At 41.6% G+C, this 22109-nt stretch carries 21 protein-coding genes; 15 read left to right on the top strand and 6 right to left on the bottom strand.

Features of this window, described 5'->3' with window-relative positions; all coding sequences use genetic code 11:
* Positions 1-21: 21 nt before the first annotated feature.
* On the bottom strand, positions 22-1863 hold the full coding sequence (locus FTU12_RS01440) for a monovalent cation:proton antiporter-2 (CPA2) family protein (protein WP_168377961.1): 1842 nt from the start codon (positions 1861-1863) through the stop codon (positions 22-24).
* A gap of 78 nt (positions 1864-1941) precedes the next feature.
* Complete coding sequence (locus FTU12_RS01435) at positions 1942-4164, bottom strand: primosomal protein N' (RefSeq protein WP_180110468.1); 2223 nt, start codon at positions 4162-4164, stop codon at positions 1942-1944.
* 150 nt (positions 4165-4314) lie between these two features.
* Between FTU12_RS01435 and gspF the strand changes: the two genes are divergently transcribed.
* The 4 genes from gspF (at position 4315) to FTU12_RS01415 (ending at position 7188) form a co-directional block, all read left to right on the top strand.
* Positions 4315-5520: a type II secretion system inner membrane protein GspF gene (gspF, locus tag FTU12_RS01430; RefSeq protein ID WP_078189785.1), complete on the top strand. Its 1206-nt coding sequence runs from the start codon at positions 4315-4317 to the stop codon at positions 5518-5520.
* 36 nt (positions 5521-5556) lie between these two features.
* Positions 5557-5994 carry a type II secretion system major pseudopilin GspG gene (gspG, locus tag FTU12_RS01425; RefSeq protein ID WP_180022603.1) on the top strand — a complete coding sequence of 146 codons (438 nt, stop codon included), beginning with the start codon at positions 5557-5559 and terminating at the stop codon, positions 5992-5994.
* A 283-nt stretch (positions 5995-6277) separates the two neighbouring features.
* A complete protein-coding gene (locus FTU12_RS01420; protein ID WP_078192809.1) occupies positions 6278-6613 on the top strand; it encodes a hypothetical protein in 336 nt (111 codons plus the stop codon).
* Positions 6614-6849: 236 nt separating this feature from the next.
* Positions 6850-7188, top strand: a complete 339-nt coding sequence (locus tag FTU12_RS01415; RefSeq protein WP_180007254.1) for a tRNA-binding protein — start codon at positions 6850-6852, stop codon at positions 7186-7188.
* Positions 7189-7272: 84 nt separating this feature from the next.
* Here FTU12_RS01415 and lnt read toward each other — a convergent pair whose 3' ends face one another.
* Complete coding sequence (gene lnt / locus FTU12_RS01410) at positions 7273-8832, bottom strand: apolipoprotein N-acyltransferase (RefSeq protein ID WP_180113596.1); 1560 nt, start codon at positions 8830-8832, stop codon at positions 7273-7275.
* A complete protein-coding gene (locus FTU12_RS01405; RefSeq protein ID WP_078189781.1) occupies positions 8829-9668 on the bottom strand; it encodes an HlyC/CorC family transporter in 840 nt (279 codons plus the stop codon). Before FTU12_RS01405 ends, lnt begins: the two co-directional genes overlap by 4 nt.
* A gap of 200 nt (positions 9669-9868) precedes the next feature.
* On the opposite strand from FTU12_RS01405, the gene tusA reads away from it, so the two are divergent.
* From tusA to FTU12_RS01380, 5 genes are all read left to right on the top strand, one after another.
* The gene (tusA, locus tag FTU12_RS01400) at positions 9869-10126 is read left to right on the top strand and encodes a sulfurtransferase TusA (protein WP_078189780.1); all 258 of its coding nucleotides are present in this window, start codon (positions 9869-9871) and stop codon (positions 10124-10126) included.
* A 133-nt stretch (positions 10127-10259) separates the two neighbouring features.
* Positions 10260-13118: a type VI secretion system Vgr family protein gene (locus tag FTU12_RS01395; RefSeq protein WP_180113595.1), complete on the top strand. Its 2859-nt coding sequence runs from the start codon at positions 10260-10262 to the stop codon at positions 13116-13118.
* Positions 13119-13772 (top strand): type VI secretion system amidase effector protein Tae4, encoded by a 654-nt coding sequence (locus tag FTU12_RS01390; RefSeq protein ID WP_180108805.1) that lies wholly within the window; start codon positions 13119-13121, stop codon positions 13770-13772.
* Positions 13769-14137: a hypothetical protein gene (locus FTU12_RS01385; protein ID WP_180113594.1), complete on the top strand. Its 369-nt coding sequence runs from the start codon at positions 13769-13771 to the stop codon at positions 14135-14137. Before FTU12_RS01390 ends, FTU12_RS01385 begins: the two co-directional genes overlap by 4 nt.
* Positions 14138-14309: 172 nt before the next feature.
* Positions 14310-14579, top strand: a complete 270-nt coding sequence (locus tag FTU12_RS01380) for a hypothetical protein (protein WP_180113593.1) — start codon at positions 14310-14312, stop codon at positions 14577-14579.
* 174 nt (positions 14580-14753) lie between these two features.
* Here the strand turns inward: FTU12_RS01380 and FTU12_RS01375 are convergent, their stop codons facing one another.
* Complete coding sequence (locus FTU12_RS01375) at positions 14754-16466, bottom strand: electron transfer flavoprotein-ubiquinone oxidoreductase (RefSeq protein ID WP_180113592.1); 1713 nt, start codon at positions 16464-16466, stop codon at positions 14754-14756.
* A 194-nt stretch (positions 16467-16660) separates the two neighbouring features.
* Between FTU12_RS01375 and FTU12_RS01370 the strand changes: the two genes are divergently transcribed.
* The 5 genes from FTU12_RS01370 to FTU12_RS01350 all read left to right on the top strand — a co-directional run bounded on the left by FTU12_RS01370 (position 16661) and on the right by FTU12_RS01350 (position 21102).
* Entirely contained in the window at positions 16661-17269 is a 609-nt protein-coding gene (locus FTU12_RS01370; RefSeq protein ID WP_180113591.1) for a DUF1285 domain-containing protein, read from the top strand.
* 49 nt (positions 17270-17318) lie between these two features.
* Positions 17319-18206, top strand: a complete 888-nt coding sequence (gene murI / locus FTU12_RS01365; RefSeq protein ID WP_168377950.1) for a glutamate racemase — start codon at positions 17319-17321, stop codon at positions 18204-18206.
* Between the two features lie 122 nt (positions 18207-18328).
* Positions 18329-19357 (top strand): DUF4062 domain-containing protein, encoded by a 1029-nt coding sequence (locus tag FTU12_RS01360; RefSeq protein WP_180113590.1) that lies wholly within the window; start codon positions 18329-18331, stop codon positions 19355-19357.
* 65 nt (positions 19358-19422) lie between these two features.
* The gene (hemH, locus tag FTU12_RS01355; RefSeq protein ID WP_180113589.1) at positions 19423-20445 is read left to right on the top strand and encodes a ferrochelatase; all 1023 of its coding nucleotides are present in this window, start codon (positions 19423-19425) and stop codon (positions 20443-20445) included.
* Positions 20446-20457: 12 nt separating this feature from the next.
* The gene (locus tag FTU12_RS01350) at positions 20458-21102 is read left to right on the top strand and encodes an MBL fold metallo-hydrolase (RefSeq protein ID WP_180108799.1); all 645 of its coding nucleotides are present in this window, start codon (positions 20458-20460) and stop codon (positions 21100-21102) included.
* 86 nt (positions 21103-21188) lie between these two features.
* On the opposite strand, the gene FTU12_RS01345 is transcribed toward FTU12_RS01350, so the two are convergent.
* Entirely contained in the window at positions 21189-21374 is a 186-nt protein-coding gene (locus tag FTU12_RS01345) for a DNA gyrase inhibitor YacG (protein WP_078189771.1), read from the bottom strand.
* An 83-nt stretch (positions 21375-21457) separates the two neighbouring features.
* Between FTU12_RS01345 and FTU12_RS01340 the strand changes: the two genes are divergently transcribed.
* A complete protein-coding gene (locus FTU12_RS01340) occupies positions 21458-22108 on the top strand; it encodes an SAM-dependent methyltransferase (protein WP_180026647.1) in 651 nt (216 codons plus the stop codon).
* Position 22109 lies beyond the last annotated feature (1 nt).

The following is a 22109-nucleotide window of genomic DNA, read 5'->3' as shown; positions in this document are numbered from 1 at the left end:
GACGATATTGTAAAACACAAGTCATTCATTATCATCTCTTGTGACATCAATACGATGACGTTGTAAGCTGCGTTGTAAATCAACACCTGTAGGTTTTTCACGGGCTTGCGCATCGCTTTCAAACAAATGTTCCAGTTCAGCTAAAGCGTTACGATGCGTTTCATAAATCTTTTGTTCATCGGTATAGATTTGCTGCTGTTGAGTCAGCAGTTTTTCATCATAATCACGGAACAATTCGATACTTTTATAGGCATCTTCATCGCTGATGCCTAAGTCGCACAGCATGTGATAGGCCATTCCTAAAGAGGATAAATAGGTTTCACGCCAAATATGCTCAATCCCCAAATCACGCAGCAAATGCACTTGATGACGGTCACGCGCACGGACCAATAATTTTAACTGAGGGTAATTCAGGCGAATATGACGCGCCACATTCATCGAGTCTTCAATATCATCAATAGCAAGGACGAACACTTTGGCATGTTCAATGCACGCAGCGCGTAAAATATCTGGTTGTGTGGCATCGCCATAATACAGATGACCACCATAATTACGTACGAAATCGACTTTGTCTAAGTTGCTATCAATAGCGGTAAAAGACAAATGCTGTAAATGCGCCACACGAGCAATGATTTGTCCAAAACGTCCAAAGCCCGCAATAATCACAGGATTATGTTCATCCGGAATGTCGTCATATTCGGGGATGGTTTTTGGATTAAAACGTGGCAAAATTTGTGATTGTATTAACCAGTACAACATAGGGGTCAACACCATCGACAAAGTGACGATGAGGGTTAATGGCTCCAAAATGGCCTGCTGTACGACATTTTCACTTTTCGCCACGCTAAAGACCACAAAGGCAAATTCACCGCCTTGAGCCAAACAGGTTGCCAGTAAAATACTGTTGCGCCATGTATTTTTAAGATAACGCGCAATCGCGGTAAGTGACGCCATTTTGATGAGCATCAGTGCCAACGCACCACCGATAATGAACCATGGCATTTCAACAAACAACGACAGTTCCGTGGTCATTCCCACGGTCATAAAGAACAGCCCAAGTAAAAGCCCTTTAAACGGAGCAATACTGGCTTCGAGTTCATGGCGGAATTCCGAGTCTGCCAATAGCACGCCCGTCAGAAATGCTCCGAGTGTGGTACTGATGCCCAGTACATCCATCAACACCACGACACCCAGCACAATAAATAAGCCAACAGCAGTGATCAGTTCATGCGCGCCACTTTTCGCGACGAAACGGAAAAAAGGCCGCATTAAGTATCGACTAAATAAAAATAAGCCTGAAAAAGTTGCAATGATTGCAGCGAAATAGGCGATTCCGTGATGTGATGATTCTGTTCCTGCGAGCAGGGGGATGACTGCAATCAGGGGAATTGCGGCCATATCTTGAAACAGCAAAATCGAAAAGGATTGTTGCCCATAGGTGGTGTTTAATTGCTGTTTTTCACTCAGCATCTGCAAGACAAAGGCAGTAGAGGAGAGTGCCAGAGCGAAACCGATAACGATACTGGCTGCAATGCCTTGTTGTAAGGCAAAAAAACTGCCTAGCGCTAAAAGCAGACCGGTCAGACCGACTTGTAAACTGCCCATGCCGAAAATAGAACTACGCATGCTCCATAGCCGCTGTGGACGAAGTTCGAGTCCGATCAGGAACATCAGTAAGATCACGCCAAATTCAGCGAGCTCTTGGATCGCTTCGGGATCACTGGCAATGTTAAAGACATCGGGGCCGAGCAAAATACCGGTGAACAGATATCCCAATACCGTTGCAATACCAAAGCGCTTGAGCAAAGGGACAAGCAATAAGGATGCGCCAAGGAAAATTGTGATCTGTAACAGTAGTGACATTTACTCGTCCTAGAGTGGTATTTTTGGTCGAAAGTTGCAATTCAGTATGACTGATTTTTCAGACTGAATTGTACGCGTTTAACTGAGTTCCTGTGGGTCTATATCGAGGCTCAATTTCATATTTGATGGCTTGTTATGCAAGATGTTTTGCCACCAATAACGCAGATAATAATGTAAGCGCGCACGATCTGTAGACAGTAAAACCATGTGGGATTGATAACGTCCCGCTTTGCGCTCCATCGGGGCAGGAATCGGCCCCCAAATGTCAATAATTCCAGCAGAGTCCTGACGCAGCAATTGGGCATGTTGCTGTAAAAATTCAGTATTGAGTTCTTGGTTTTTGGACTCACAGCGCACCAATGCGGCATAGCGAAACGGTGGCATTTGTGCCATTTCCCGTTCTTTCATGGTTTCTTTGGCAAATTTTCGATAGTCCTCATTGACCAAAATATTCAAAAGTGGATGGTCGGGTCTTAATGTTTGTAGGAATACATCGCCTTTACGTTCGCCACGACCGGCACGCCCTGTGACTTGCACAATGAGTTGAGCGGTACGTTCGATGGCACGGAAGTCCACACTCAGCAGACCTGAATCGATATCTAAAATCGCCACCAAGGTGACGTAAGGGAAATGATGACCTTTGGCCAGCATTTGTGTACCAAGTAAAATAGCAGGCTCACTTTTTTGAATCTTGTCATAAATCTTTTGCCAACTACCAACGCGGCTGGTCGAGTCACGATCCACTCGAATGGTGTCATGTTCAGGAAACAACTCATTTAAACTTTCTTCAACTTTGGCTGTGCCCATCCCAATAGATTTGAGCTCCTGATGATTACACTGTGGACAATGCTCTGGCATACGGTGAATGGTTCCGCAGTGGTGACAATGCAAGTGTTGATAGGGGGTGCGGTGTACCGTGAAATTGGCATCACAGTGCGGACATTTGGCCTGCCATGCACAGCTTTCACAAATTAAAACCGGGGCATATCCACGACGGTTTAAGAACACTAACACCTGTTCTTTTTTTTCTAGGCGCTTACGGATTTCACCAATTAATAATTGGCTAATTCCTTGCTGTTTCTGTGCCACTTTCAGATCAAGGATGTGCATTTTCGGCATGACTGCGGTGCCAGCACGTTGGTTCAATTCCAGTACAGTCATTTTGCCTTGTTTCGCGAGTGCATAACACTCGATACTAGGCGTGGCAGAACCTAAAATGACAGGGCATTGTTCCAGATGCCCACGGTAAAGTGCGACATCTCGAGCGTGATAGCGAAAGCCTTCTTGTTGTTTAAAGGACAGATCATGCTCTTCATCAATCACAATCAAACCTAGATTCGGCAGTGGGGTATAAATTGCAGAACGCGTGCCTAAGATAATTGACGCCTTACCTGTTTGCGCCGCTTGCCAAGCTTGCATACGTTTTGAATCGTTCAACCCCGAATGTAGTAGAGCAATATTGCAATGAAAACGTGATTGGAAACGGCTAATGGTCTGTGGGGTGAGTCCAATTTCAGGTACCAAAACCAAGACCTGTTTGCCTTGCTTTAGAACCTCTTGCATGATTTGTAAATAGACTTCGGTTTTACCACTGCCGGTGAGACCATCAAGTAAAAATGCCTGATATTGATTCCGCGCTTTTAACACACGATCAATGGCTTTCTTTTGCTCCGGATTTGCTGTGAGCGGCATCTGTGCCATGCTCATGGGCATCGGGCTAAAGTCCTGTTCAGCCAAGACACATTGGCAGATACCTTTTTTCTCTAATGCTTTGAGTGTTGCGGTTTCCACACCTGCCAAATTAAGTAAATTTTCCCCAGTTCCAGTTGGGTGTAATTTTAAAATTTTATAGGCTTCTTGCTGTCGTTCCGAGCGCTTAATTTTGTCATCGGCATGGTGGTCGAGGAGATTCCATGTTCGTGCCAATAAATTATAGGGTTTCCCTTGGCGTAACAGCGTTGGAAGGGCACTTTGCATGACTTCACCAATTGGAAATTGGTAATACTGTGCAGACCATGTCAATAAATTTAAAACTTTCTCATCTAAAATGGCGCGATCATCAAGTAGTTCAGTAATGGCCTTGAGTTTAAAGCTTGAATCGAGTGGTGCATCGGGTGCAATTTTTTCCACGATGATGCCGGTCAAATTTTGCCGACCAAAAGATACAGCAACGCGTGCACCTACTTCAGCTTGTTGGTATTGCTCTTGGCTTAAGCTGTAATCGAAGCAGTCGTATAAATATACCGGTACGGCGACTCGAACGCGGTAAATAGGTGTTGCAATGCTCGCTGAATTTGCCATAAAACGTGGATAAGTTCCTGATTAAATTTCGTCGTGATCGTAAAGGAGTTGTGTTAGAGTGAGCTCATATTTTATATCTAAGAATATGAATGATTTTGATGGTCAGACGCAACTGCGCTGATAGAAATTTTGGAAAATTAGAGCATTACAATGCCTGCATATCAGTTTACTGCCATAGACGCTTCAGGGAAGCAGCAGAAGGGTGTACTTGAGGGTGATTCTGCGCGTCAAATTCGTCAACAGCTCAGAGATCAGTCACTCATTCCAGTTGCTGTCGATCCAATTGAGCAAAAAGACAAACACGCGCAGCAGCGCTGGTTTCAAAAAGGGCTGAATGCCTATGACTTGGCTTTATTGACTCGCCAACTTTCAGTTTTGGTTGCCGCTGCGATTCCATTAGAAGAAGCGATCCGTGCTGTGGGAAAACAAAACGAAAAAGCCCATGTGCAAAATCTGTTGATGTCGGTGCGTTCTAAAGTTTTGGAAGGACATTCTTTAGCCAACGCACTACAACAAGCAGGACGTTTTCCTGAACTGTATATTGCCACGATTGCAGCAGGTGAGCGTTCAGGTCATCTCGATCTCATACTCGACCAACTTGCCGATTACACCGAAAACCGCTTCGCCATGCAAAAGAAAGTGCAGGGTGCGATGATTTATCCCATCATCCTGATGTTAATGTCTTTCGGTATTGTGATGGGACTCATGACCTATGTGGTCCCAGATATTGTCAAAACCTTTGATCAAAGCAAAGATGCCTTGCCGTGGATAACGGTCGCTTTAATGAAAGCCAGTGATTTTATTCGAATGGCTTGGCCATTTTTATTGGTCGGTAGCGTAGTCTCGATTTTTCTCTTGGTTCGATTTCTAAGAACAGCGGCGGGTCATTATGCCTTTGACCGATTGACCTTGAAATTACCATTATTCTCCAAACTTTCTAAAGGCATTAATGCCGCTCGTTTTGCCAGTACCTTGTCGATTTTAACCAAGTCCGGTGTGCCTTTAGTCGATGCTTTAAAAATTGGAGCAGCGGTCAGTAATAATTGGGTGATTCGAGATTCGGTCAACCTTGCGGCAGAGAAAGTAACAGAAGGTGGTAATTTAGCAACACAGCTTGAGCGAAGTGGTTATTTCCCACCAATGATGGTACAAATGATCAAAAGTGGTGAAAGTTCAGGCGAATTAGACCGGATGCTAGAACGTGCTTCGACGATGCAAGACCGAGAAGTGACGACTTTAATTTCAACTTTATTGGCGTTGCTTGAACCGCTGATGTTGGTATTTATGGCGAGCATTGTACTGGTGATCGTGATTGCTGTGATGCTGCCAATCGTGAATATGAATAATATGATTTAAGACATTCGAACAATGATGTGAACAGAGATTTGTAACATGCAAGTGAAGACAAAAAATATGAAGCAACAAGGTTTTACTTTAATTGAAGTGATGGTGGTCATTGTCATTTTAGGTGTTTTGGCAGCGCTGATTGTACCGAACGTGATGGGCCGTGGTGAAAAAGCTAAAGTCGATACTACGGCGATTACCTTAAAAACTGTGGCAGGTGCACTAAAGCAATACAAAATTGATAATGGTAAATATCCATCGATGCAAGATGGTGGTTTAAATGCCTTAATTACTAAGCCAGAATCTGCAAAAAATTGGTTACCAGATGGATACTTAAATGGGCAATATCCAAAAGACAGTTGGGACAATGACATTCAATATGTGATTCCCGGTTCTGAAGGCCGTCCTTATGATCTTTATTCATTTGGTGCGGATGGTCAGTCTGGCGGTGAAGAAAATGATGCCGATATTTACTATAAACACTAACTGAGAATAATTATAAATTCAGTTTTAATGGAATTAATCACTTCACTTAATAGGATGTTTCAATATTGAGTGAAGTGATAATAAATCTTAATTATAAAATTAATATTAAGTTGTTGAATTTACTTTAAATAACATAATATGAAATATGTGATATTTATAATAAGAATTATTCCCAATTTTATTGATTACAATAATCGCAAAATATGAATAAATATAGGCTTTTCATTTAAATAAAACCGCGCATAATATCTTTTATGGTACTTTTTTAGCCATGGAGGATAGCATGAAAGCATTATTATTAACGGATGAAATTAACCAATTTCATTGGTCTATGCTGAAATCTGTTCTTTTGATTTTAAGTATTCTGCCGATCAGTCAAGGCATTGTGTATTTATGGCAAAGCACTGAGGGCAGTAGCCAAATTATGGTGGGCTTCTTTGCCATGAGCTTAATGAGTTCATTACTGGCTTTAAGTTTTTGGTCTGCATTAAAAGCGACTGTGGCAAATTTAAAACAAGAACATGCATCTGCCATCGAACAACTGGTTGTTCGTCTTTATCGATATATTCCAATGGTATCTTTAGCTGCCATGCTTTCCTATTTAGTTACGCAGTTATAACCCCAAAATTAAACCTTCAAAACTGGAGCTTGCTCCAGTTTTTTTATGTCTCGTGTTAATGAACAGTTCGTAGCGTACATCAGTGCATACTTCTACATGGTACGCGCTCTAACATAACCTTGCTTTGTCCGTTTTGACGCATCGAATGTCTGTTTCACATATGGTCAGCCTGAATGAAATTTTTATAATGCATAGATAGTCAGATGAAGTACAACAAAGAAAAGCAAGAGGAAAAGATGCAACAGATCGATTGGCAAGATTTTTTGAAAGTTGAATTACGTGTGGGGAAAATTGTACAGGCGGAAGTCTTTGAGCAAGCACGTAAACCTGCGTACATTCTTTATGTGGATTTTGGAGAGGAACTGGGCATTAAAAAGTCCAGTGCACAAATTACACAACTATATCAGCCGGAAAATCTATTGGGAAAATTGGTCGTTGCCGTCGTGAATTTTCCAAAAAAACAAATTGGTCCGATCCAGTCAGAGTGTTTGGTCACAGGTTTTCATAATGCAGAGGGGCATGTTGCTCTTTGTGTGCCTGATGCAGAGATTCCCCTAGGCACCAAGTTACTTTGAAAAAGTAGGTCGAGCTGGCACGTTGAACGTTTATCAATAAAAAACCGAGCCAAAGCTCAGTTTTTTTGATCTTTTGTAGCGGAATTAACGGCGTGATTTAAAAGAAATATCAACTTTACGCGGGCGATAAATCCAACCGAAAACCAATAACAAGAATGAGAAAATCAACACAGGCCAATCACTTAAGCGTGTGTAAAGTGTCTCGCCTTGCATGGCAGGTAAATCACCACGAAGTACCGCATCTTTATCCATCGGTGCTTGTTTCACAATGTGACCATTATGATCAATAAAGGCGGTAATACCAGTATTGGTTGCACGGATAAACCAACGGCCATTTTCTTTGGCACGCATTTGAACCATTTGTAGGTGTTGATGCGGGCTCGCTGTTCCAGTAAACCATGCGTCATTGGAAATAGTCACTAGGTAGTCACTTTGACTGGCATTACGGCGCGTTAAGTTGGGATAAGCCACTTCATAGCAAATCGCCGCACCTAAATCATGACCTTTAACATTCAAAGGCTTTTGGTTGTTTGCACCACGTGAAAAGCCACTCATCGACGGGTCATTTTGTAGGGCAGGCAGTACCCAACTTAGCATCCCTGAAAGCGGAATGTATTCACCAAAGGGAACTAGACGTTGCTTCTTGTATAGGCCAGAAGACTCATCACCAGTTGCCATGATGGTGTTGTAATACATAGGGTGTTGGTTTTGCTGTGATTCTGCCAAATCCCAATAGGGAATACCTGTAACCCAAGCCGTACCTGTTTTATTGGCTTGGACTTTCATCGCATCCAAAAACGGCTCAATATCAGTTTGGAACATTGGAATGGAGGATTCTGGCCAAACAATGACATCACGCCCCCATTCGGTCCGACTTAATGACGCATATTTCATTAAGGTTTGAGCTTGGTATTCTGTTAACCATTTTAAATCTTGTGGAATATTGCCTTGAATTAAAGAAACACTCAGCGGTTTTTCATTTTTAGGTTGAACAAATTGCAGTTGCGCTGCACCCCATGCACCGAGCAAAACAAGGGCAGATGGAACAATCCAAAAGATGCGTTTACGCAGGATTTCAACCAAGGCGCAGGCCAATACAATGACCGCGAAAGATACCCCAAAGATCCCGAATAATGGCGCATAGCCATCGAGGAATCGTTCAGTAAAGGCATAACCTGCAAACAGCCATGGAAAACCGGTAAAGACCCAAGTTTTACTCCACTCGAAAAACACCCACAGTGGTGCAAAGGTCAGAGGTGTTTCTGGAAAGAAGCGGCGGTAGAGCCAACTCTGAACTGCGGTAAACAGCCCCATCACAATCGCCATAATGGCAATCATCAAAACACTGAGTGCTGAATTGGTATCACCATAGACATGGATCGAGGTATACAGCCAAAAAGCCCCGACAAACCATAAGCCAAAGCCATAAGCTAGACCAATGAAAAACGATTGTTTAGGGACACGCTGACTTAAGCATGCATATAGCAGGGCTGGAGATAAAATCGCCAACCACCAATAATGATAAGGTGCCAGCGACAAGCTGAAGATGACACCTGAAAATAATGCAATCAGCAAAGGATAGATGAAAGGTAGCTGTTTTTTTTGTTGTGAGTGGTTTAGCAGCTTATCAAAGTAGGTTCTCATTTACGGACAGCTCGGATCAGATGAATAGTACGTGCATCTGCCTCCAAAATGGTAAATTCCCAGTTTTCAAGTTCAATCACTTGACCTTGTAAATCACTGACCAAGCCCATTTCTTGTAGCAGTAAGCCGCCCACAGTTTCTACTTCATCATCTGAAAAATCAGCATCTAAAAGATTGTTAAAGTGTTCAATTGGTGTAAGTGCTTGAACCAACCATGTATTTGCACTTAGTGGGTCTTCATCTGGAATGATAAATTGAGCTTCTTCATCGACTTTGTCGTGTTCATCTTCAATTTCACCCACAATTTCTTCAAGAATGTCTTCTAAAGTGACTAAACCTGAAGTTGTGCCATATTCATCAATCACTACAGCGATATGGGTTTGGGTATTTTTCAACATCCGTAAAACTTGGTCAGAACGCGCGCTCTCAGGTACAAATAAGGGTTGGCGCATTAATGCACGAATATCGACTTTGGTGGTCGGTTCTGTCAAAAATGGCAACAAATCTTTGGCCAACAAAATACCGACAACATTGTCTGGCTGGTCTGAAGAAAAGACAGGGAAACGTGAGTGTGCAGATTCAACAAGTACATGCAAAATATCTAATAACTCATCATCTTCTTGTAAGCTGATCATCGCAGTACGGGGGGTCATGACCTCGCGGATTTTAGTTGCAGGTAAGTCGAGTACCCCTTCGAGCATGGCAACTGTATCGGGTTCTAAGAAGCGACGTGAATCTTGTACCAATTTCAACAGTTCGTCACGGGTTTCTGGTGCAGTGCCCAGCCATTTACGTAAGCCGCGCATGCCCCACGACGGGCCGGATTCCTCTTGCATGATCTTTCCTAAAGACTCTTAATATCTAATAAATGATGATTTTATCATACCGTAGAAAATACAGTTGTCTATTGTTAATGTTGATCTAGATGATGAGCGATCAAGTCATTTTAAGACGTTATCATCTGCATTTTTCAAGCTAACATTCGGTCGTTAGGATTATGCTAAAATAGCCCTAGATTTTAATACTGAGTTTTCTAATGTCTGAGCCTTCTGTGCCCCCATCAATTCAATTAAACACCCGTGGCTTACGTTGCCCTGAGCCTGTGATGATGTTGCATCAAGCCATTCGTAAATCAAAATCGGGCGATATTGTTGAGGTTTTTGCAACAGATAATTCGACCTCTTGGGATATTCCGAAATTTTGTATGCATTTAGGTCATGAGCTTTTGCTTCAAGAAGAACGTCTTGATGAAAATGGAAATAAAGAATTCCATTATTTGGTTCAGAAAGGTTAATTTAAGAGATTGTAAAAAATAATAATTATTAAGATGTTACATTTTTATTAATAAAATAGGCTGGTCAAGTCTGATGGCTAGCCTATATCATTCGCAGCATAATTATACAAAGTTTAAAAAACAGACTTTTAAAATGTTAAATTCGATTGCTCTTATACTTGAAAAATTAGGCTTATCCGCCCAAAAACGTGCCATTCATGTGCAATTTTCCAACCCTGCGTTGAATGACGAGCTTTTTATTCAACGTATTGATGGGGAGCATGTCTTAAACCAAGGCGTGCAAGCGACTTTGATTTGCCTATCTACGAATGCACTTATTCCACTAAAACAATTTATTGGCGCACAAGTTGCCGTTGATCAAGTGACAGATCAGGGTGAACTCTTCCGTGCTACGGGTATTATTACCGAAGCCACCCAAGGCCAGAGTGACGGTTCACTCACCCTATATAAACTCACTCTAGAAGACGCAACGTCGCTATGGCATAAACGCCGCAACAGTCGTGTGTTTATGAACAAATCGGTGCGCGATGTTAGTGAAACAATCTTCAAAGAATGGCAAAGCAAAAGTCCGCTCTTTGCTGCCAGTCTAACGCTTGATCTAAGCGGTTTAAGCCAAAACTATGATGTACGACCTTTCATCATGCAGTCGAATGAAAGCGATTATGACTTTTTAACCCGCCTTTGGCGCAGTGAAGGCATCAACTGGCTCATCGATGAAGCACAGCTGAAAGTGCCGCATTCCTCAGCGCCAATTGAAAAACAAAAACTCCGCCTGATTGATGACAATAGCCAATATCAAGCGCTCAGCCGCCGCAGTATCCGCTTTCATCGTTCTAGCGCCACTGAAAAACAAGACAGCATCACCAGCTTGATCGGTGAACGTAGCATTCAGCCGACTGCGGTCCATGTGCAGCGCTGGCAAGCTGATGGACTCAGCCAAGAAGAAGGCGCAGGCTCAGTTCAAAGTAAACATCAGCATAGCCAAAGCCAAGACAATGCCAGCTTAAGTCTAGAGCAAGCATGGCATGTCAGCCCTGCATGGATGCAAGACTTAAAAGGTGAAGATCAAGCTACGGCTTCATCCAATAGCCAAATTGAAAAACTGAATCAAAACCTAACGCGCTATCACGAGCTACAATCGAAAAAATTCAATGCACAATCGACCGTGCGTGATACACAAGTGGGTTATTGGTTTGAACTGAATGAACACCCAGAAATTGATCAACACAGTGGTGCAGACAAACAATTTTTAATTACAGAAAAGAAATTCTATAACCAAAATAACTTACCCAAAGACCTTACTGAACAAGTCAATCAACTGATTGAACAAAGTCAGTGGAACATTAAACCGATCCATGAACAGGCCGAGCGTCAGGCCAATCAGCTCACATTACAACGCCGCAATATTGCGACGGTTCCTGCATATAACCCACTCGAACACCGTCCAAGTACTCATCCGCAACGGGCTAAAGTCGTTGGGCCAAGCGGTGAAGAAATACATGTGGATGAATGGGGACGTATCAAAGTCCGCTTCTTATTTACCCGTGGAGATGACCACAGCCATGATGGCGGTGCAGGCAGCAATGACAATGATACGGACTCTGCATGGGTAGATGTACTGACTCCATGGGCAGGCGAAGGCTATGGCGCACGCTTCTTACCGCGCATTAATGAAATCGTGGTCATCGATTTCTTTGACGGTAATATCGACCGACCATTTGTAGTGGGGCGCATACATGAGGCACAGCGCAGTCCAACCCAATTTGATAGTAAAGGCAAACTGCCAGACACCAAAAAACTGGCTGGAATAAAAAGTAAGGAAGTCCAAGGTGAAGGCTTTGGACAACTGCGCTTTGATGACACCACAGGACAAATCTCGACACAATTACAAAGTACCCATGGTGCCACTCAGCTCAACCTCGGTAACCTCAGTCATCCCAAAGAAACCGCAGAAAGTGCAGGTCGAGGTGAAGGCTTTGAACTGAGAACCGACCAATGGGGTGTAGTGCGAGCAGGACAAGGGCTCCTTGTCAGCACACACCCGCAACAACAAGCAGCGGCAATGCACCTCGATGCACAAGCTGCAAAAGATCAAATCGAAGCCAACTTAAACAACAGTAAAGCCCTAAGTGAAGTAGCGAAAAATCAACAAACTGACCCACTTGAAGTCTTGGATAATCTGAAAAACTTCCTTGGACAAATCGAAAAAGGCAGTAAAGAAAAAGCTGATGCCTTTAAACAAGCCTTAATGATTTTATCTGCACCAAACTCAATTGCTGTGAGTAGTCAGGAAGATATTCATCTTTCAGCAGATGGACAGATCAGCCAGAGTGCAGGCGATAGCATCAACCTCAGCAGTCAAAAATCCTTGATTGCCCATGCACAAAGCAAGATCAGTCTATTTGCAGCACAAGAGGGATTACGTGCTTATGCAGGCAAAGGCAAAGTTGAAATCCAAGCCCAAGGTGATGGGGTAGATTTGATTGCACGAAAGGGTATTCAAATTATTTCCACAGAAGATAAAGTTGAAATCAAAGCGAGCAAAAAAATTGTTTTGGTTGCGGGTGGTAGTCAGATTGAAATTAGTAGTGCGGGTGTATTGCCGACAACTAGCGGTAAGTTTGAAGTGAAGGCAGGGCAGCATAAGTTTGTGGGGGGGCAAAGTTCACAGAATAATTTATTCACTTTGCCGAATTTAACAAATTTTACTTTAAAGAAAAAAATTAAAAAAATTTATTGGAGTTATGGTGAAAACGAAAACCGTATTGGAGAGTCTTCAAGATTTTATACTGATGTCAATTTACATATAGAAACTGAAAATTATGCTGATGGTGAAACTGTTACTGTAAAAGTTAAAAACCCAGTGTATGAAAAAATCAGTAATCAAAATGAATTTTTAGAATTTCAAGCAACTATCAAAAATGGTGCAGCAAAAATTAAAAATATTTTAAAGAATGAAAAATCATTAATTTTGAATGAAGAGTTACTTTAAATGGCTATCGAAGCAGAAGTAGACGGTGTTATATCAGAACCCTTAAAAGTTAATAGACCAAGATGGTCAGATATGTCTGTCAACTATCCAAACAATACTATTCAGAAAGAAACCTTGTATCCGCAAATCTCGAAAGCTTTGGGTAGAGAGATAAATAATGATGCCTATGCAAATACATGTGCATTAAGAATGAGTGCTGGCTTAATACGATCAGGAGTACAACTACCGAGAGCACCATCTAAAGGAGGCACAATTATTGGTGACGATGGAAAGAACTATTGGATACGTGTCAGAGATTTAAAAGCTTATTTATATACGCTTTTTAAAAAGCCAGATATATCAGTAGAATTACCAAAGCTTTCATCTATTAACCCATATGTGCCAGAAGAGTTAGATCACCGTTTAGATTTTGTAAGAAATAATATAATTGAAAAAATTAAAAATAAGAATGGAATTATTGTTTTTGAGGTAACTGGATGGCGTGATGCAACTGGTCATTTTACGTTATGGGAGGGAGGAGAAGATGGTAGGGGATTGCTCTACTCATCAATTGATCAAAATGATCCAGAATCAGCTGTATATTATTTTTGGATGGTTGCAACTGAAGTTAATAATGGCATAACACAAAAAGTGGATTTTTGGGAATTAAAATGAGATATATTATTTTGTTTTTTTTGATTTTTAATGTAATTGAAGTTCAGGCTAAAACCTTATCTGATATTGAATCATTAAAAGCTTATACTTTGATGAGATGTTTGCAATATAATCAATCTGATTTAGTTTCAGGCAAAGATTTTTCTTATTATAGTTTTGAATTTGTGAAAAATGAAAGATTGGAATTTGAGGAAATTCAGCTAATAGATAATTATGTTTATGAACGTGTAAAGAGTTATCGTGAAAATGAAATATTTTTAAAAAATGATGTTTTACCCAAAAAAGGGAATGATTTATTTTACCAGTGCTATTTGTTTAGTGAGTCTAAAGATTTAAATAAATTAATTGGAAAATATATTAATTAGTTTTTGATATTTTTTGATGGGAAGGATGAGATTTTTTGCGTAACAAAGCCACTCTATATAAATAGAATTTTTGTTTGGTTTGTTTTATAAAAAATTCAGATATTTTTTCTTGAATATAATTGGAATTTTATTGTTTTTTTAGTTTTGATATTTAAATCTTATTTTTTTAATTATGAAAAATTATCTTTTACTTTTTGTTTTTCTTAATCTTTTTGGCTGTATGTCGGAGATAAAAATAAATCCTGATTATTTAAATCCGGCTTTTTTAAATAAATACTATGAACAGGTGATTGAAATTGAAAAAGTAAATTCGGTAGGTGAAGTGGTGGTTGTTACTGATTTAAAAGATGACTCTGGAATTAAGGTTGCAAAGATCGGTGAAGATGAATATTTTTATGAGAATACAATAAAAATTTATGGGATACCAAAAAAAAACAGGTAAATATCATGTTGAATTGAGAGGGTATTATAGAGCTGGTGTTGGTGGGTCTTCTTTAAAATTTAATAAAAAGTATGATTTAGTGATTAATGATAAATAGTTTTCATACTACATAAATAAACCCGCACTAAGCGGGTTTATTTTTATCTCAAAAGAGATTACATGTTCGGGTACTAATTACATATTCGGGTAATTAGGACCACCGCCACCCTCAGGTGTTACCCAAGTAATGTTTTGAGACGGATCTTTGATGTCACACGTCTTACAGTGTACACAGTTTGCCGCGTTAATTTGGAAACGCTTAGAACCGTCATTCTCTTCCATAATTTCATAAACACCAGCAGGGCAATAGCGCTGAGCAGGCTCATCCCATTTTGGTAAGTTCACATTTACTGGAATAGAAGCATCTGTCAGTTTCAAGTGAGCAGGCTGGTTCTCTTCGTGAACGGTATTCGATACGAATACTGAAGACAAACGGTCAAATGTAATTTTACCGTCTGGTTTTGGATAATTCGGTTTGAAGTTTGCAGCATCGACAGTTTTTAAAGCGCTGAAGTCTGGCTGTAAGTCATGTAGTGTAAATGGCACTTTAAAGATGTTTTGATCAACAAAGTTGAACGCACCACCCATCCATTGACCAAACTTATGCATAGCAGGGCCGAAGTTACGAGAGTTATATAACTCTTCTTTCAACCAGCTGTTGTTGAACTTGTCTGTGTACGCAGTTAACTCTTTAGCGAAGAAGTCGTCACCTTCAGTCACACGTGCAATCGCAAGGTCGCCGCCTTTTTCCACACCCGCAGCAATCGCTTCAAATACAGCTTCACCGCACAGCATGCCTGATTTCATTGCTGTATGAGAGCCTTTGATTTTCGCAAAGTTTAGGAAACCTGCGTCATCACCAATTAAGCTACCACCAGGGAAAGTGAATTTAGGTAGTGAGTTGAAACCACCTTTTACAACCGCACGTGCGCCATAAGAAATACGTTTACCACCCTCAAGATATTGCTTAATCAGTGGATGTGTTTTCCAACGCTGCATTTCCATAAATGGATACATGTGTGGATTGGTGTATGACAAGTCAACGATCATACCCAACGTCACTTGGTTGTTTTCAGCGTGGTACAACCACCAACCGCCTGAAGAACCTGTTTCACTTAAAGGCCAACCTGCACCGTGCATCACCAAACCTGGCTTGTGCTTAGCAGGATCGATTTCCCAAAGTTCTTTAATACCAATACCGTAATGTTGCGGATCAGCATCTTTATCTAAGTTGAACTGAGCAATCAGACGTTTACCTAAGTGACCACGACAGCCTTCAGCAAATAATGTGTATTTTGCATGAAGTTCATAGCCAGGGGTAAAGTTGTGCGTTGGTTCGCCATCTTTACCAATGCCCATGTCACCAGTCTGAATACCTTTCACAGTACCATCTTCATGGTAAAGGATTTCAGAAGCTGCAAAACCTGGGAAAATAGACACTTCTAATTCTTCAGCTTTAGCACCTAACCAACGAACCACATTACCTAACGAAATAACATAGTTGCCATCGTTATGCATGGTTTTTGGCACCATCCAATGCGGTGCTTCTTGTGATTTTTCATCAGACAATAAAAAGAAGGTTTTATCTTCAGTCACAGGCACATTTAAAGGCGCGCCTTGTTCTTTCCAGTCTGGGAACAATTCATTTATCGCGCGAGGTTCAAGCACAGCACCCGATAGAATATGCGCACCCACTTCGGAGCCCTTTTCCACGACACAAACGGACAGATCGTTTAGGTTATTTTCAATTGCAAGTTGACGAATTTTAATCGCAGCAGATAGGCCGGCAGGACCTGCACCGACGATAACTACGTCAAACTCCATCGATTCACGTTCGATGTGTTCCATGTAGGACTCCTCATATTTCGGAAGGTGGCATCCATTCAATTCATTTAAATGGTGCTGCCATGAGTGTTCTTAATGCCCAGACACAATTTTTCTATCGTGTCTTTGATATTGTGGGCTAGTATAGTTTTAAACCGAGTTCTAGCCAATTGGCTGAATCATATTATTTTTCCGTCACTAAGGTATTTATTAGGCGGATGAAGCAGCAATTGAACGAAAACCCGACGAAAAAATTCATTAATAGGGATGATAGAAATTTAATGAACATTGCACAATACTTAAAAGATGGACAGTCCGGTCACAAAAGGTCAATCCCCCCATTAGATCAATGGCATCCAAAGCATTGTGGTGCAATGGATTTGAAGGTTTTAGCCAATGGAGAATGGTGGCACGATGGTCAATTGATCAAGCGACAAGCGCTCATAGATCTGTTCTCAACCGTGCTTTGGAAAGAAGATGGGAAATTCTATTTAAAAACCCCTGTGGAACAAATTGAAATACAGGTGGAAGATGAGCCTTTATTTGTCAATCAGGTGGATCACGTTGAGATTGACGCTAAACACTATATTCAATTCATCACAACCACCCAAGACCTGATTATTGTTGATCAGGAACATCCGATTTTTATGCGCGAATATCAGGGTGAACTACGTCCTTATGTGCATGTTCGTTTTGGTATAAATGCCTTAATTCAACGTGCAGCTTTTTTTCATTTAGTTGAGATGGGTGAGCTGCTTGAAAATGAGCAAGGGGAGTCCATTTTAGTGTTACAAAGTGGTGATTTGCACTTGCAATTAGGCACCTGAGGTTTAAGCTTTCCACCTTGTCATTCTGAATCTAAATTAAAGTGACCCTATGACCGCCATTCATCCCATTTACCCCTTAAATGTACCCATGCCAAAAGCGACTGCTGATGCGCCTATTGGGGTATTTGACTCAGGTATTGGTGGTTTGTCTGTTGCGTTGGAAATTGCACGTTATTTACCGAATGAGCGGATTGTTTATTTTGCAGATACAGCACATGTTCCATATGGCCCGCGTCAAGATCAGGACATCCGTGAATTGACTGCACATGCGATTGAGTGGTTATACCGTCAGGGGTGTAAAGTCGCGGTGGTGGCATGCAATACGGCATCGGCATTTAGTTTGGATTATTTGCGTGAACACTACGGTGAGAACTTTCCAATTATTGGCTTGGTTCCGGCCTTAAAACCTGCGGTATTACAGACCAAAAGTAAAACCGTGGCTGTTCTCGCAACGCCTGCGACTTTTCGGGGTAAATTAATCAAAGATGTCATGCAGCGATTTGCTGAACCTGCAGGGGTGCAAGTTTTGTCAGTGACTTCTTTGGAATTGGTGCCCTTTGTTGAAGCGGGGGCGCAAATGACTGAGCCTTGCCTGCAGACATTAACTGAGATATTACAGCCAGTTGTAGATGCAGGTGCAGATTATTTAGTGCTTGGATGTACGCATTACCCCTTCCTAAAATCGGCAATTCAGTATATTTTTGGTCAGAAGCTGACATTAATTGACTCAGGATTTGCGGTTGCACGACAAACAGCCCAAATTTTGATTAAAAATGAGTTATTATTTGAGCATAACCGCCAAGATTCACTGCGTATCGAATGTTATGTCAGTGGAAATAATGCGGAAAACTTAACACCTGTGGTAGCACGCTTAATTCAAGATGATCAAATCACTTGGAAAATCTGCAATATTCAGGCGGCAAGTTTAGAATTTTAATCATTGTGATTGAACGATTTTAGATAAAACAATTTAAATCTATTTGGGGTAGTCATGCTGTATGTTTCAGCAACCACTTTTTTGAGTGCTGGATATAGCGTGCAACGGGAAGAGGATCTCTAATGCTCGATAAGCGTTATCAAGTATTCATTTCCACATCTGGCAGTGAAATGCAGCCAGAACGGATCATATTGGCACAGACTCTTGTAGGGATGGGTTTTTTCTCTTGGGGGTTGGAACAGCGCACACCATTAAGTACGGCTTTTGCGCGTCGTCAAATTGATGACTGTGATTATGTGGTGATCTTACTGGGTAGTCAGTATGGCGAGCAGTCTGTTTCAGGTGTGGGTTATATGCACCTTGAATATATTTATGCAGTGACGAAACAAAAGCCGGTCATTGTGTTTATGCATGAAGATCCAAATTCACGTGATCTTTCTTTGCATGATGAAAAGCCTGAGCTACGTGAAAAATTCAAAGACTTTCGTAAGCTATTGCAAAATGAAGTGGATCAAGTCTTTAGCTATCGAACCTTGCGTGATTTAGAAATGGCAGTGCGATTGAACATGCCGCAAATGCTAGAGCGCTATCCTGTTTCAGGTTGGGTTCGTCCGCAAAATACCCAAGCTTTACATGATGAAATTGATCGTTTAAAAGCCCAGTTAGTTCAACTCGAAACAGAGTCTGGAAAACGAGAAGTCGACCCATTCCTGAGCTTACCAAAAGTGTCGATGCATGAACTATTTTCATTTGAATACCGCATGCACGCTTATCAAGATGGTAATTTCAAAGAATTAAAAGTACAGAAGAAAATGACGTGGGCGCAGCTCTTGTCGATTTTAGGCGCAACCTTTGTTAATCCAACCCCTGAAGAATTCTTCTCTAAACGTATGAATGAGTTTTTGAATGAAACAGGTCTGGATGATGCACGTATTGAGATGCCACGTGCTCATGCGGTTGCGCGGGCACAAGTGAATATTCGTGCTTTACACAGCATTAAAAGCCAGATGCGGCAGAATGACTGGATTGTGCCCAATGGCCGAGATGACCGTCAGCGGATGTTGTGGCAAGTAACCAGTAAAGGTCAAAAATTGTTAGAAAGTAATTTGCTTGATAATGATCGAGTTTTTCAATTTAAATCTGCATATTAATCAATTTTATTAAATGGATAAAAAGCTGCTACATTAGCGTCATTCAAATTGATGGAAAAAGTGTAATGTTGCCTGTCGAGAAAGCTAAAGTCACCATTATTCTGGCGAACTTAGGCACGCCTGATGCGCCAACTGTGCCCGCAGTGCGTCGTTTTCTGCAACAGTTTTTGTCAGATCAGCGGGTGATTGAAATCCCGAAACCGATTTGGCAAATCATTCTACGTTTGTTTATTTTGCCATTTCGCCCTAAACGTGTTGCACATGCTTATGAAATGGTTTGGGGTAATGATTCACCCATGCGTGAAATTTTATTTGAGCAAGTTGCCGCAGTAAAACAGCATCTCACAGCAAAATATCCAGAATTTGAACTGAATGTGATTCCGGCCATGACTTATGGTAATCCAGGCATTCAAGCAGCTTTAGATCAATTGGCACAGCAGCCTCAAGACCACATTCTATTATTTCCGTTGTTTCCACAGTATTCAGCAACATCTACGGCACCTTTATACGATGCCATTGCTAAATGGATTCCACAGCAGCGTAATTTGCCGGGTCTGAGCATTATTCGTGACTACTATCAGCACCCGCTATTTATTCAAGCATTAGCGCAAAGTGTGCGTGATTATCAAGCGGAGCATGGGGTCGCGGATAAGTTACTGATGTCTTTTCATGGCATTCCACAGCCTTATGCCGACAAGGGTGATCCCTATGCTGACCGTTGCCGTGTAACAGGGCACTTGGTCGCAAAAGCGCTCGGTTTAAATGAAGATCAATATGAAATCAGTTTCCAATCGCGTTTTGGTAAGCAAGAGTGGGTGAAGCCTTATACCGATGCCACCTTAGAAGCATGGGGCAAACAAGGCGTGAAATCGGTACAGGTTATGAGCCCTGCATTTTCAGCGGATTGTTTGGAAACGCTAGAAGAGTTGGCGCTGCAAAATGCTGAAATTTTCCAAGCTGCAGGCGGTGGCGAATATGGTTATATTCCAGCATTAAACGCGCGGGATGATCATGTCGCATTGCTCAATTTATTACTTCAAGCTAATCTTGATGCCTTAAAGCAAACATTAGCCCATTCATCGCCTTGAGGTTTTCTCCCTATGTTGCAAGTTAAAATCGTGCCCGTCACGGCATTTCAACAAAACTGTTCCATTGTTTGGGACTCTGAGTCGAAAGAAGCGGTCTTGATTGATGCAGGGGGAGAGCCTGAAAAATTAAAAGCCGAAGTTGAAGCGCTTGGTTTAACGGTCAAAGCCTTGTGGTTGACGCATGGCCATTTAGACCATGCGGGTGCGGTTGGGGCATTAACCCAAGCATGGAATGTTCCGGTGATTGGCCCGCATAAAGAAGATGCATTTTGGTTGGATATGATTCAGGAAGTTTCTGCGAAATATGGTTTCCCGATCCCTGAAAATGTCCATGTGACCCAATGGTTGGAAGGCGGCGAAACCTTGAAGCTGGGTGCAGAAGAGTTTGAAGTGCGTTTTGCACCGGGGCATACACCGGGTCATGTCATGTTCTATAACGCAAAATATGCCGTGCTTTGGACGGGTGATGTGTTATTTAAAGGCTCGATAGGCCGGACAGATTTTCCACGCGGTAACCATCAACAATTACTCGAATCTATTCAGCGTGAATGTTTTAGCTTGCCGGATGACACCCAGTTTATTTCAGGGCACGGTCCAATGAGTACCATTGGTTATGAAAAGCAGCACAATCCTTTTGTTGCGGGTAAAGCCGGTTAAGCAATATGCTTTAACTGGATTCGTTAAAATAAAAAAAGGTCTACTAGGTTAGACCTTTTTTATATTTAAATCTGAGCTAAACGTATTTAGAACTGATCTTCTTCACGGCCGCCATCAGCCTGAGGTGCATCTTGTGTCGGCAGACGATATTCATCATTGGCCCATGCACCGAGATCAATCAATTTGCAACGATCTGAGCAAAACGGGCGATATTCATTATTTTCCCAAGTCGTCAATGCGCCGCAGCGTGGACAATTCATGGTGGTGGGCATGCTTAACTCCAGCAAAAACGGATGATTCAATTAGGCAAATACAGTCGCAGTTGTTAGACTTATGCCGTTCTGTTTAGTTTGATCTGTTTATGCCTATTCGTCAATTTCAAGCGCAGCGTATGCGAGCTCCCCGTGATTTTCAGCCGATTGATTCCACACCGATTTGTGTGGAAATTGGGGCTGGTAAAGGTAAACATGCATTATTGTTTTCAGCCAATCACCCTGAATTTCAATTGATTGCTGTTGAGCGGACACGTGAAAAATTTGTGGCAATGCAAAAGCAGCATCAACTTGAAGGGCAAAGCAATTTAACTCCAATTCATGCTGATGCATTACCTTGGGTAGTACATGCCTTACATCCTGCGCAAGTACAGCAATTCTTTATTTTGTATCCAAACCCTGAACCGCATAATCCTGCACAGCGCTGGTTAAATATGCCATTTTTTGAATTTCTATTGTCGCGTTTGCAGCCGGGTGGTCAGATTACCTTGGCCAGTAATATTCCTGAATATATTGAGGAAGCGCAGCAGCAGTTAATCGATGTTTGGAAGCTGCCTTTTGTCAAAGAACGCATTGCAGAGACTTCAGCACGCACGCATTTTGAAATTAAATATCTTGAACGTGGTGAACTCTGTCAGCAGCTAATCATTACCAAGCCTGTAGATTACACCACACGTTTTGATGATTTTCAGCCGCTACAAGGCAAGCAACCCACTGAAGCATCTGCGGAATAAT

This window comes from Acinetobacter sp. YH12063, assembly GCF_013419715.1.
Classification (GTDB): Bacteria; Pseudomonadota; Gammaproteobacteria; order Pseudomonadales; family Moraxellaceae; genus Acinetobacter; species Acinetobacter amyesii.
Note: the sequence above shows the minus strand (reverse complement) of the source record. Positions and strands in the feature narration are given on the sequence as shown.

Bases quoted from the DNA above. Each gene is read 5' to 3' on its own strand.
- FTU12_RS01360 (WP_180113590.1), top strand. From the start codon at position 18,329: ATGCTCGATAAGCGTTATCAAGTATTCATTTCCACATCTGGCAGTGAA.
- lnt (WP_180113596.1), bottom strand. From the start codon at position 8,832: ATGAGAACCTACTTTGATAAGCTGCTAAACCACTCACAACAAAAAAAA.
- FTU12_RS01415 (WP_180007254.1), top strand. From the start codon at position 6,850: ATGCAACAGATCGATTGGCAAGATTTTTTGAAAGTTGAATTACGTGTG.
- murI (WP_168377950.1), top strand. From the start codon at position 17,319: ATGACCGCCATTCATCCCATTTACCCCTTAAATGTACCCATGCCAAAA.
- FTU12_RS01380 (WP_180113593.1), top strand. From the start codon at position 14,310: ATGAAAAATTATCTTTTACTTTTTGTTTTTCTTAATCTTTTTGGCTGT.
- FTU12_RS01435 (WP_180110468.1), bottom strand. From the start codon at position 4,164: ATGGCAAATTCAGCGAGCATTGCAACACCTATTTACCGCGTTCGAGTC.
- FTU12_RS01405 (WP_078189781.1), bottom strand. From the start codon at position 9,668: ATGCAAGAGGAATCCGGCCCGTCGTGGGGCATGCGCGGCTTACGTAAA.
- gspG (WP_180022603.1), top strand. From the start codon at position 5,557: ATGCAAGTGAAGACAAAAAATATGAAGCAACAAGGTTTTACTTTAATT.
- FTU12_RS01390 (WP_180108805.1), top strand. From the start codon at position 13,119: ATGGCTATCGAAGCAGAAGTAGACGGTGTTATATCAGAACCCTTAAAA.
- FTU12_RS01370 (WP_180113591.1), top strand. From the start codon at position 16,661: ATGAAGCAGCAATTGAACGAAAACCCGACGAAAAAATTCATTAATAGG.
- FTU12_RS01385 (WP_180113594.1), top strand. From the start codon at position 13,769: ATGAGATATATTATTTTGTTTTTTTTGATTTTTAATGTAATTGAAGTT.
- FTU12_RS01440 (WP_168377961.1), bottom strand. From the start codon at position 1,863: ATGTCACTACTGTTACAGATCACAATTTTCCTTGGCGCATCCTTATTG.
- FTU12_RS01420 (WP_078192809.1), top strand. From the start codon at position 6,278: ATGAAAGCATTATTATTAACGGATGAAATTAACCAATTTCATTGGTCT.
- FTU12_RS01375 (WP_180113592.1), bottom strand. From the start codon at position 16,466: ATGGAACACATCGAACGTGAATCGATGGAGTTTGACGTAGTTATCGTC.
- FTU12_RS01395 (WP_180113595.1), top strand. From the start codon at position 10,260: ATGTTAAATTCGATTGCTCTTATACTTGAAAAATTAGGCTTATCCGCC.
- FTU12_RS01350 (WP_180108799.1), top strand. From the start codon at position 20,458: ATGTTGCAAGTTAAAATCGTGCCCGTCACGGCATTTCAACAAAACTGT.
- tusA (WP_078189780.1), top strand. From the start codon at position 9,869: ATGTCTGAGCCTTCTGTGCCCCCATCAATTCAATTAAACACCCGTGGC.
- gspF (WP_078189785.1), top strand. From the start codon at position 4,315: ATGCCTGCATATCAGTTTACTGCCATAGACGCTTCAGGGAAGCAGCAG.
- hemH (WP_180113589.1), top strand. From the start codon at position 19,423: ATGTTGCCTGTCGAGAAAGCTAAAGTCACCATTATTCTGGCGAACTTA.
- FTU12_RS01345 (WP_078189771.1), bottom strand. From the start codon at position 21,374: ATGCCCACCACCATGAATTGTCCACGCTGCGGCGCATTGACGACTTGG.